7 protein-coding genes and 1 tRNA gene are annotated in these 10,863 nt (G+C 66.5%); 3 read left to right on the plus strand and 5 right to left on the minus strand.

The features are described from left to right. Positions 1-94: 94 nt before the first annotated feature. Positions 95-1,744 (plus strand): Hsp70 family protein, encoded by a 1,650-nt coding sequence (locus AB0L25_RS17270; protein ID WP_500173088.1) that lies wholly within the window; start codon positions 95-97, stop codon positions 1,742-1,744. On the opposite strand, the gene AB0L25_RS17275 is transcribed toward AB0L25_RS17270, so the two are convergent. The 4 genes from AB0L25_RS17275 to AB0L25_RS17290 all read right to left on the minus strand — a co-directional run bounded on the left by AB0L25_RS17275 (position 1,698) and on the right by AB0L25_RS17290 (position 7,234). Beyond that, positions 1,698-5,078 carry a DEAD/DEAH box helicase gene (locus tag AB0L25_RS17275; RefSeq protein ID WP_500173090.1) on the minus strand — a complete coding sequence of 1,127 codons (3,381 nt, stop codon included), beginning with the start codon at positions 5,076-5,078 and terminating at the stop codon, positions 1,698-1,700. The genes AB0L25_RS17270 and AB0L25_RS17275 overlap by 47 nt on opposite strands. Before the next feature lie 589 nt (positions 5,079-5,667). After that, positions 5,668-5,937 (minus strand): helix-turn-helix domain-containing protein, encoded by a 270-nt coding sequence (locus AB0L25_RS17280; RefSeq protein WP_500173092.1) that lies wholly within the window; start codon positions 5,935-5,937, stop codon positions 5,668-5,670. Between the two features lie 222 nt (positions 5,938-6,159). Then, positions 6,160-6,233: transfer RNA gene (locus tag AB0L25_RS17285), tRNA-Pro, on the minus strand. An 80-nt stretch (positions 6,234-6,313) separates the two neighbouring features. Next, positions 6,314-7,234 (minus strand): metallophosphoesterase, encoded by a 921-nt coding sequence (locus AB0L25_RS17290; protein WP_500173095.1) that lies wholly within the window; start codon positions 7,232-7,234, stop codon positions 6,314-6,316. A gap of 69 nt (positions 7,235-7,303) precedes the next feature. On the opposite strand from AB0L25_RS17290, the gene AB0L25_RS17295 reads away from it, so the two are divergent. Continuing rightward, positions 7,304-7,756 (plus strand): GatB/YqeY domain-containing protein, encoded by a 453-nt coding sequence (locus AB0L25_RS17295; protein ID WP_500173097.1) that lies wholly within the window; start codon positions 7,304-7,306, stop codon positions 7,754-7,756. A 34-nt stretch (positions 7,757-7,790) separates the two neighbouring features. Here the strand turns inward: AB0L25_RS17295 and AB0L25_RS17300 are convergent, their stop codons facing one another. Next, on the minus strand, positions 7,791-10,067 hold the full coding sequence (locus tag AB0L25_RS17300; RefSeq protein ID WP_500173099.1) for a penicillin-binding protein: 2,277 nt from the start codon (positions 10,065-10,067) through the stop codon (positions 7,791-7,793). A gap of 318 nt (positions 10,068-10,385) precedes the next feature. On the opposite strand from AB0L25_RS17300, the gene AB0L25_RS17305 reads away from it, so the two are divergent. After that, positions 10,386-10,697, plus strand: a complete 312-nt coding sequence (locus tag AB0L25_RS17305) for a WhiB family transcriptional regulator (RefSeq protein WP_026402964.1) — start codon at positions 10,386-10,388, stop codon at positions 10,695-10,697. The last annotated feature ends 166 nt before the right edge of the window (positions 10,698-10,863 follow it).

The following is a 10,863-nucleotide window of genomic DNA, read 5'->3' on the forward strand; positions in this document are numbered from 1 at the left end:
GAAGGCCATTTCCCTTCTCATGCGGCTGGTTGCGGGCTACAGTTCAGCCACCTTGTGTGGGTGTGAACTCAATCGTCCAGTGGCTGGAGGATGGATGGCGGTTGGCGAGGAGCAAGCGGTCGGGATCGACTTCGGGACGTCCACGTCCTTGCTTGCGGTGGGCGACGGCGTGGGCCCGGTGGAAATCGCTCCCTTGGGGCGCACCACCCGGTCGTTCCCTTCAATCGCCGCCTACCAGAAGGGAAAACTACTGGTAGGCGAGGCCGCTGAGAACCTGCCGATCGCGCAAGTTATTCGCTCGATCAAGCGCGCGATCAGCGACTGCTCCGAAACCGTGGAAATCTCCGACGAGCGCGGAACGCGTCACGTCGACGCGGACGAGGTCATCGTCGCGCTCCTGGAGGAGATCGGAAGACGGGCCGAAGCAGCGGGTCGTCCACTCGGCGCACGGGAACAGGTCCGGCTTGGTTGCCCCGCGATGTGGGACGGCACGCAGCGTCAGCGGCTGCTGGATCATGCACGGGCCGCCGGCCTCCCGGTGGCCCACTCCACGCTGATTGACGAGCCCATCGCTGCCGGCGTCGCCTGGGTAAGAAGCCGCTTTCTAGAATACGGCGAGGAGGTCGAAGGGCGGCTGCTGGTGTTCGACATGGGCGGAGGGACCCTCGACATCGCGGTGCTGGACGTGGTGGGCGGTCCGCATCCGGAGATCTCCGTGCTCTCCGCGCTCGGCGTTCAGCTGGCGGGCGACAGGCTGGATACAGCGGTCGCGGACGAGCTCACCGAAGAACTCGACGAGCGGGGATTCCGCCTCGATGGCCTTCCGGAGGCCAAGACCATCGAGGCCTTGGTGCTCCGCGAGGCGCGCACGGCAAAGATCCAGCTGTCCACGCAAGAGCGGCATCGCATCGTCTTCCGCGGCCTTGCCCGGACGCAACTGCCCGTCCTCACCTACACAAGGGAGCAGTTGGAAGAACGCTTCCGCCCACAGATGGACCAGGCCGTCGGCCTTGTGTGGGCGGCGTTGCGGGCAGCCAAGCTGACCGAACTCGGTACCCGCGCCCCTGACGAGCTGCGCCGCATGGGCGGCGACCGTCTCGCAGCGGACATCAACTATGTTCTGCTGGCGGGCGGGATGAGTCGCGTGCCATATGTGGAGCGGCGTATCGGTGGGCTTTTTCCCAACGCGATGGTCTACGACAGAGCTGGCGTGCCCGCCGACGAAATGATCGTTGCCGGGCTGGCCGATCCTGTCGGGTATGACCGGTTGAACCTGCACCGCCCAGGATTTGACTTCGTCCTGGAGTTCACCGAGGACGGTCGGAAGCGGACCGAGACGATCTATCCGGCCTACACGCCCTTCTACTCGCCGGGTGATGCCTGGACCAGGTCCCGCCTCGGCTTTGAGCGGCGGGGGGCTGACTTCCCCGGCCCAGGTCGAGGCGAGGGAGTGCTGCGCGTCCGGACCACGTCCGGTGACTACCTGGCACTGCGGTACGACGGAGAGACCAAGCATGGGCTGCGGTTGCGACTCGGCGAGGCCATGCTGTTCAAGATCTACTGTGACGGACAGATCCTGATCAACGATGGTGCTCGCCAGGCCCGAAAACTACGGGTTCACCAGTGGCCGGTGGTCCGCGGTAGTGACCATGCTGAACTGGTGCTCCAATCGGTCGAGGACGCGCCGCCGGTGCCGGCTACCGCCTGGTACTTGGAGAAGGAGTACGCGCCCCCCGGGCTATGAGCACGGCGGCGACTGGCGAGAGAGTCACTCCCAGGTCCATAAGGCGGGTCAGCTCCCTGCGGACCTCGTGACGCTTCTCCCGCAAGTTCCGGATGCGGCCTTGGTGCAGCCGGATGATGCTCCCGTCCCGTCCATCGGTCCGGAGGCGATTGATCATGTCCTCGGTCTTGCGCAGTTGGATGTCCAGTGAGCTCTCCTTGGCCCGAATGCGGCCCTCGACCAGTGCGGTGTTCTCCTGAGTGCGGGACCGCTCGGTGAGTACGCGCCGAACGGACGCCTGCTCACGAGCGCGCTGCCATGCTTGCCACAGCGAGGACGGTGGTTCGGACGGCCCGTCGCCCAGAGTGCCCTCCGCGAGGGCGGTAAGAAGGAGGTCGCCGACGTCAGGTTCCTCTTGCATCGTCTCAACGTCGATGGCCGTCGCCCACAGTTCGACCAGCGGTCGCAGACCGGAGGTCTCCGCAAGGTCGATCTTCACGAGGTAGTGGCATCCATCCCGTATCCCAGGGACGCTCACCGAACCGTAGCGGGGTAGTGCCAGGTCCTCCTCGCCCAGCACCTCTAGGGCAAGCTTGACCAAAGGGTGCCTGGCCGACAGCAGCTCCATCGGTTCCCTTGCCGCCTGTGCGGGTTCGAAGGTGCAGGTGATGGGAGTGCCGTCGTAGAGCAGAGTCACTAGCTTTGACAGAGTGTGGCGGCCGCCATCGCGGTCCACCTGGCTATGGCGCAGCCGGGCGCCGAGCTCTCGGGAACCGATGAGCTCGTAGACGCCACGCCGGTTCGGTCCACGAAGACGACCGCTGAAACGCTGGAAGAGCTCATCGAGCAGACGCCGAATTTCGGCCTTCCCGATAAAACGGCCGTGCGTAGGGCCGTCCTCGTTGAGCCCTTCGACCAGTAGGCCATCGATGCCCGACAGATAGGCCTGTGAGGCGCGCAGGTCCTCGGTGTCGCGAGCTCGTTGTTCCAGGGCCACTGAGATCCGCTCAACCTCGCGATTCCGACCGGTTGCGTCGAGCCTGGGGTCGAGGACTCTCTTGTGGATGTCGCCGAGTTCGCCGCGCAGGATAGGTTCAAGTTCGCCAACCGACCCCTGAAAGACACCGATCCTGTCATACAGACGCTGGAAGATGTCGGTCTCAATAGTGCCCGGCACCTGCATGTTGTAGATGAAGATCTTCTCGTGTTGCTGACCGAACCGGTCGACCCGACCGATCCGCTGCTCGACGCGCATCGGGTTCCACGGAAGATCGTAGTTAATCAGCACGTTGCAGAACTCGAAGTCCAGTCCCTCTGACCCGACCTCACTGAGCAGGAGCAGGTCGAACTTCCCGGCACGGAAGTCTTTCATGATCTCTTCGCGGTCGGCCGGAGGTACGAGCCCGTGCATCACTCGCACGCTGAAGTGCTCACTCAGTCGTTCCGCGAGGTAGCCCAGTGTTCCCCGGAAGAAGGAAAAGATCATGGCCTGGCGAAGTCCCGCAGCGCGCACCCGGTGCAGTTCTGTGAGCAGACGGTCGTACTTGGTGTCGACGGTCACCGGAGTGATCAGGGGCGAAAGCTGTTCCAGACCATCCAGGATCTCGCTTCCAGCATCATCGAAGTCATCGATTTCCTCTCTGAAAAGGTCGGGTTGCTTGGCGCGCAGGGTTCGCTGAGATGCAGGGATGCAGCTGGCTGCAAGCCGCAGCGGCATCTGCATGGCAAAACCCGGCGGCGTCCCCATCTGCCGAGCTCGGCGCATGTACCAGGCGTAGACGGCGTCGTAGTAGGCGCGTTCCTCACTCGTCCACTCGACCTCCATGGCCCGAGGCTCACGAACCGCCTTCTTGTCCGGCACCTCGGCCTTGCGGGTCCGGGTCAGCACGCCGCTCAGCATGTTGAGGTCGGTCAGCAACCTGCGGGCCTTGGCGACCTCGTCGTGTTCTAGCGGACGATCCACACCCAGCATCTCGCGGAGGAGTTGATAGTCTGGGCGAGCGGTGATCGCTGCACCGAATTGTGTGCTGTGCAGGCGGTCCAGTTCTGCCAACAGCTTTCGTGGTTCGCTACGACCAGCTTTGAGAAGCGATTGGGCGACAGTGTTCAGGACGCGGTTGGGTTCCAGCTGACGCTCGAAAACGAAGCGGTCCCCGAAGTTCTGCTCATCCAAAAGACTCATCAGGTTGAAGAGGTCGTCGTCGCCGAGGTTGAGCGGCGTGGCCGACAGCAACAGGAGGTAGTCTGCCGAGTCCGCAAGCAGTCGCCCGAGGGCATGCGACTTGCTTTCTCGGTTCCGCATGCTGTGGGCCTCATCGACGATGACCAGGTCGAAACGAGGGTGCACCTCCGTCAACCGCTCCAGAACATGGTCGGCGATCCGTAGCGACTCCAGGGAGACGATCCCCCTGAGCGGCGGGTCTTCGCCTCGCTCGACGCGATCCACGAACGCCTCGAGCTGAACTGGGCGCAGTATTTCGACCGCGCGATCGAAGCGTCGTGTCATCTCGGCCTGCCACTTCAGGGTCAGGGAAGCCGGTGTGACGATCAGTACACGTTCGAGTCGCAGTCGTTGCTCCAGCTCGCTCCAGATGAGGCCTGCCTCGATGGTCTTGCCGAGGCCGACCTCATCGGCGATCAGCAGCCGTCCGGACGAGCCGTTGAGCAGCTTGAGTACGGGCTTGAACTGATAGGGACGGAAGACGGTCTTGCTGGAAGCGAATGAGTAGAGCGTGTCCGTCAGCGGATGCCGCAACTTGGTCCAGGTCAGGGTGAGACCGGTGCCGGCCGCATCCGCAGGCGGCTGTGTCAACCAGAACGCCGGGTCGCCAGGGTCGCCTTCCACCCGAGTGAGAAGCTGCTCGCTGATCTGCTTGATCGCGCCACGGATCTCGACGTCGTACTCGTAGCTGTCGAGCACGACGGAGACGCCCTTGACCTGGCCGACGAGTCCGGAGTCTCTGGCGCGGACTATATCGCCCATGCCGAACAGGGAGTTGCCGACGAAGGGCTCAGCGTCTTCCCACTCCCTGGTGCGCGCAAAAAACGCCCTCATCAGGTGACTGTCATCCTCCGTCGATCTCCGTCGGCCGCTTTCGCTTCTTACCGGGTCGAGTCCTTCAACCATGACCAGTGCATGCCAGGCAGAACCCTGCTTGATGGCGTAACCACCGCGATGCAGTGAGTTGAGGTAGCGGCTGGAGCGGATCTCCCGTATGGCACCCGCGACCCCCAGTACCTCGTCGCGCTCACCATCGGGCATATTGCCGATAACCAGACATGTGCTCGGCCGGAGCTCGTCCATCCATGCGTAACCCGCATCTTGCGGCTCGTACCGCAGGTCGTAAGCGTGCATCGACTGTCCCCTGTTCCACCAAAGTTGGCACGACGGGTAGGTGAAAGAGCACTCTAAGGCCAGATCCGGGAAATTCGGACGCGGTGACATGGCTGTAACCAGGCCATACGCGGCCAGGGTCAGGGCCAGGCCACCGCTGTGCGGCGGCTGCAACATCACCCATGACAAATACGCCAGAAGGGCTCGGAGAGCCCGACCTTTCCTATTTGGCGGCGCCCGCTTGCCGCGCTACTGGCCGTGGAGCCTCGACCGCAAACCTGCGCGGCGTGCCAGCACGGCGAGGTTGCGTGCTGCTTCGCCGGCCACCAGGGGCTGCCGGATACAGCGGCGAGGGCAGGGGCACTGTCGTCGGCGATCCAGCCGAGTTGGTCGTCCAGCTTGATTATGACGAGCGTGACGACGCGTCCGTCTCGGCGAGGACGGAGCTGGCCGCTTCTCCTGGAGGTCAGGCGCGGTAGGGCGTTCGCGAGTCGAGCGGCGGCAGCGGTGACTGCGAGGTCGGTCAGCAGTTGGCGGCGCCGCACATTGTCCTCTGCGGGTGGGTGGACCGTCACCTTAGCGGTGGTGCCTAGTGCGGTCGGGGTGATCTCTAGAACTTCGGCGAGGCGGCTGTGGCTACGTCGTCCAGAGGTTGGGCTCCTGTCTCCAGTCGGGAGATGGTGGAGCGGGAGCAGTGGAGGTGGTTGGCCAGGTCGCGTTGTGTCCAGCCGCGGGCGGAGCGTACGAGCAACCCGAGTCTCGGGCTCATGGCAGCCCTCGTGATGAGAGGAACGAGCTCGGGAGGCTTATGCTCGTCGGGGACTCGTCCGCAGCCAGGGTGAGGTGGCCGTGTTGGGTCGCCTACATCACCGGGGGTCATGTGGTGGAGGCGTTGCCAGCATTCCGAGCCTTCGGCCGGTTTGGGTGCTGGACGAATGGTCCCCGTTTGAACGTTGGATAGGCGGGGCGGTTGTCTCTCGGTGCTGGTCCGGGACGGACCGTGTCGGGGAGTAGGCGGTAAGTCTCGCGGACGAATGATGGACAAAAGATGTTGAGGCCGGTCTCCTGGGGGGAGATCCGGCCTCTGACCTGGCGGTTTCTGTCGGGGTGGCGGGATTTGAACCCACGACCTCTTCGTCCCGAACGAAGCGCGCTGCCAAGCTGCGCTACACCCCGGTTGGTGGCTGCCCGGGAGTCGTACGTTCTCCCGGCGCCTAGACCACTGTAGCGGATGCCGGGGGGTGGTGCGTCCGCTTTTAGCGGGGGACGAGGGTGAGGAGGGAGGCTTCGGGAGGGCAGCAGAAGCGGATGGGGGCCTTGGGGGACGTGCCGAGGCCGGCGGAGACGTGGAGCCAGGAGCCGCGGTGGCGGTGCAGGCCCTTGACGCGGGGGCGGTCGATGCCGCAGTTGGTGGCGAGGGCCCCGTAGAAGGGGACGCAGACCTGGCCGCCGTGGGTGTGGCCGGCGAGGAGGAGGTCGTAGCCGTCGGCGGTGAAGCGGTCGAGGTTGCGGGGTTCGGGGGAGTGCATGACGCCGAGGTGGACGTCGGCCTGGGGGTCGACGGGGCCGGCGATCTTGTCGTAGCGGTCGAGGTCGATGTGGGAGTCGTTGATGCCGCCGAACTCGATGTCGAGTTCGCCGACCTTGAGGCGGCCGATGCGGTTGTTGAGGTCGAGCCAGCCGGCGGCCTGGAGGGACGAGCCGAGTTCGCGGTACGGGAGGTCGGGCTCGCGTTTGGTCTTGGCGTAGTCGGACTTGCTCGTGCGCCACACGTAGCGGAGGGGGTTCCTGAGGACCGGGGAGTAGAGGTCGTTCGAGCCGTAGACGAAGACGCCGGGGCGTTCGAGGAGGGGGCCGAGGGCGTCGAGGAACGCGGGGATGGCGTCGCGGTGGGAGAGGGTGTCGCCGGTGTTGACGACGAGGTCGGGTTCGAGGGCCTCGAGGGAGCGGACCCAGCGGATGAGACGGGAGCGGCCCGGGGTGAGGTGCGCGTCGGAGATGTGCAGGATCTTCACCGGGGGGCGGCCGGGGGCGAGGACGGGGACGTCGAAGCGGCGCAGGCGGAACCAGTTCCGCTCGATCACCGAGGCGTACCCGAAGGTCGCGGCGCCCGCGCCCGCGAGGGTGAGGGGCACGGAGTACTTCTTTTGCACGGCTCTCCCTTCTCTGGTTTCCATGCTTCCAGACATGGGCAGCGCGCGGTAATCCCGATGAGGAGGTCGGTGCGATGCGGGCAGAATGTGACCATGACCCTGAAGGAGAAGCTGGAGACCGACCTGTCCGCGGCGATCAAGGGGCGCGACGACGTGCGGACGCGCACGCTGCGGATGGCGCTCACGGCGGTGAAGAACGAGGAGGTCGCCGGCAAGCAGGCGCGGGTGCTGTCGGACGACGACGTCGTCAAGGTGCTCACGCGGGAGGCGAAGAAGCGTCGGGAGGCGGCGGCCGCGTTCGACGAGGCGGGGCGGACGGAGTCCGCGCAGGCCGAGCGGGACGAGGGCGTCGTGCTGGAGGGGTACCTGCCCGCCCAGCTGGGGGACGAGGAGCTCGCGGCGCTGGTCGCGGACGCGATCGCCGAGTCGGGGGCCGCGGGGCCGCGGGCGATGGGGCAGGTCATGAAGATCGTGAACCCGAAGGTCGCCGGGCGGGCCGAGGGGGGCAGGGTCGCCGCCGAGGTGAAGCGGCAGCTCGCCGAGTGAGAAGGGGCCCGGCGGAAGCCGGGCCCCTTTCTCGTCAGTCGCGTCTGCCGTTGCTCACGTAGAGGATCACCGTGCTGCCGGGGGCGGCGTCGGTGTTCGCGGCGGGCGACGAGGAGACGACCGTGTTGCGGGGACGGTCCGAGTTCGCAGGTGCGATCTGGACCTTGAAGCCCGCGTCCTCGATGGTCTTGCGGGCGTTGTTCAGCGGCTGGTTCGCGACGTTCGGGACCTGGGTGGTGTCGCCGAAGTCGCGGGCCGGGGCGTTGAATCCCGGGGCGGGCTCGCCCTGCAGGGCCTCGCGCATGCTCTGCTGCCAGATGGCGCCGGGGGTGTCGGCGCCGTAGACGCCGTAGACCTTGTACTGCCAGGGGCCGCGGAAGTCCCAGTAGGCGACGGCGGCGGCGAGGTTCGGGGTGTAGCCGGCGAAGTCGGCGCAGGTGTGGGCCTCGCAGGTGCCGGTCTTCGCGGCGGACGGACGTCCGATGTTGCGGCCCCTCGGGGTGCCCTTGCTCATGTTCCCGTTCAGGATCGAGTTGACCTTGTCGGCGACGTCCTGCTCGACGACCTGCTTGCACTCGTGCTTCGGCAGTTCGACGCGCTTGCCGGTGTGGTCGACGATCTCGGTGACGGCGAGGGGCGCGCAGTACTTGCCGCGGGCGGCGAACCCGGCGTACGCGGCGGCGAGGTGCACCATGTCGACGTCGTTGACGCCGAGGACCTGGGCCGGGACGGGCAGCAGCGGCTGCCCGTTGCCCTGCTTCATGCCGAACCGCTCGGCCATCTTGACGGCGTTGCACACGCCGACGCGCTTCTCGAGCTGGGCGTAGAAGGTGTTGACGGAGCCCCAGGTGCCGGTCTTGAGGTTGAACGTGCCGGACTGGCTGTCGCCCGCGTTGGAGACGTTCCAGGGGGCGGTGCCGCCGCCGAGCAGCTCACCGTTGTACTTCTTGCCCTGGTACGTCCCGTAGTAGGGGCACGCCTTGAAGCCGCCGACGGCCATCGACTCGGGCGACTTGATGCTGGTGTTGACCGGGATGCCCTGTTCGAGGGCGGTGGCGAGGGTGAAGACCTTGAAGGTCGATCCGGCGGAGACGCCGGTGCCGCCGCCGTGCCGGGTGTCGGCCGGGAGGTTGATGGTGGTCTTGCCCTTGCCGGGGCCGAAGTGCTTGCTCAGGCCGATGGCGCGGATCTTGCCGGTGCCGGGCTCGACCATGGCCTCGGCGCCGACGCGGTGGCCCTCGGGGTCGACGATGCCGCGCAGGGCCTTGTCGACGGCCCGCTGCTTGTCCATGTCGAGGGTGGTGCGGACGGTGTAGCCGCCGCGGTTCAGCTTGTTGACGATGGACTGCTGCTCCTTCGCGTCCATCTCCCAGTACTTGCCGTCGGCGAGGGTGTTGAGGACGTCGTACTTCACGTACTCGCAGAAGTACGGGGCCTGGCTCGTCTGGCAGCCGCCGACGGGCTCGGTGGGGTTCAGCTCGATCGGCTCGGCGGCGGCCTGGTCGGCCTGGGCCTTGGTGACGTGCCCCAGCTCGGCCATCCGGTGCAGGACGACGTCGCGGCGGGCGCGCGCGTCCTTCGGGTTGCGGTGCGGTTCGTACGCGGTGGGGTTCTGGGTGATGCCGGCGAGCAGCGCGGCCTCGCCGAGGGTCAGCTTGGACGCCGGCTTGCTGAAGTAGCGCTTGGACGCGGCCTGGACGCCGTACGCGCCGCCGCCGAAGTAGGCGATGTTGAGGTAGCCCTCGAGGATCTGGTCCTTGGACATCGTCTTCTCGACCTCGAGCGCGTAGCGCAGCTCGCGGATCTTGCGGCCGACGGTGGGGGCGGTGACCTCCTTGTACTCCTCCTGCGTCTGCGCGCTGTCGACCAGCAGGTTCTTCACGTACTGCTGGGTGAGGGTGGAGCCGCCCTGCGTGGTGGTGGACCCGACGTTCGTGGCCAGGGCGCGCATCGTGCCCTCGATGTCCATGGCGCCGTGCTCGTAGAACCGCGAGTCCTCGATGTCGATCATCGCCTGCCGCATGATGGGGGCGATCTGGTCGAGCCGGACGGACTCGCGGTACTTGTCGAAGAACGTGGCGAACGGCTTGCCGTCGACGTCGTACAGCACGGTCTTCTCGGACGGCGGCGAGGTGTTGAGGTCGCTGTCCATCTCCTGGAAGTTGTTCGCGGCGTCGCGCGCGGTGATGCCCGCGCTCCCGACGCCCGGCAAGGCGACCAGGGCGACCAGTACGCCCGCGACGATGCCCGTTCCCAACAGCTTGATCAGCGTGGTGAGGGCCTTACCCCGATCCGAATTCGCAACGCGCACACGCTCTAGGGTACGCGGGACGACAGGTGCATACGGGACACGTCCGCCGCGGGTTCGACGTCCGGCACGAGAAGTTCCGCCCGTTCTGTGGTCATCGTGACAACCTGCGCGGTGTCTCGCGCGTCAACTAGAGGTAACTAGTCCGTTCCGGCGGTATGGCCCTGGAGGGCTATATCGAGAATGGGCCCATCGGGGACTGTTGAAACGTCCCTCGCTTCCGTAAGTTCTTCCCCACGGCTTTCGTTTGGCGGCCTGACGTCCGCGCCCGTCCGGCCATGGAGCGCAAATCGACACAGACCCTAGGGGAGTGGGGCCAAGATGTGGATCACGGATTGGACCGCCCGCGCCGCCTGCCGTAACGCGGACCCGGACGCTCTGTTCGTGCAGGGTGCGGCGCAGAACCGGGCCAAGCTCATCTGCCGCGGTTGCCCGGTACGGACGGAGTGCCTCGCGGATGCGCTGGACAACCGGATCGAGTTCGGTGTCTGGGGTGGGATGACCGAACGCGAGCGACGGGCGCTGCTGCGGCGGCGGCCGGACGTGCGGTCGTGGCGCGACCTGCTGGAGACCGCCAAGGAGGAGTACGAGCGGTCGGCGGACGCCGACGAGGAAGAGCTCGTCGCCAGCTGACGGCCCGTCGGGCGGCCCCGGATCCGGTGCGGATCCGGGTCATGCGGCATTGGAACGGACACGGCGGCGGGGGGGGGGGGGGGCGCCGCGGCGGGGGGCCGCCCCCCGGGCCCCCGCGACGCCGCCACGACCCCGCCAACCCGCGAACACCACACCACCAACGCCA

Origin of the sequence: Spirillospora sp. NPDC052242 (assembly GCF_040679555.1) — a bacterium.
GTDB lineage: Bacteria > Actinomycetota > Actinomycetes > Streptosporangiales > Streptosporangiaceae > Spirillospora.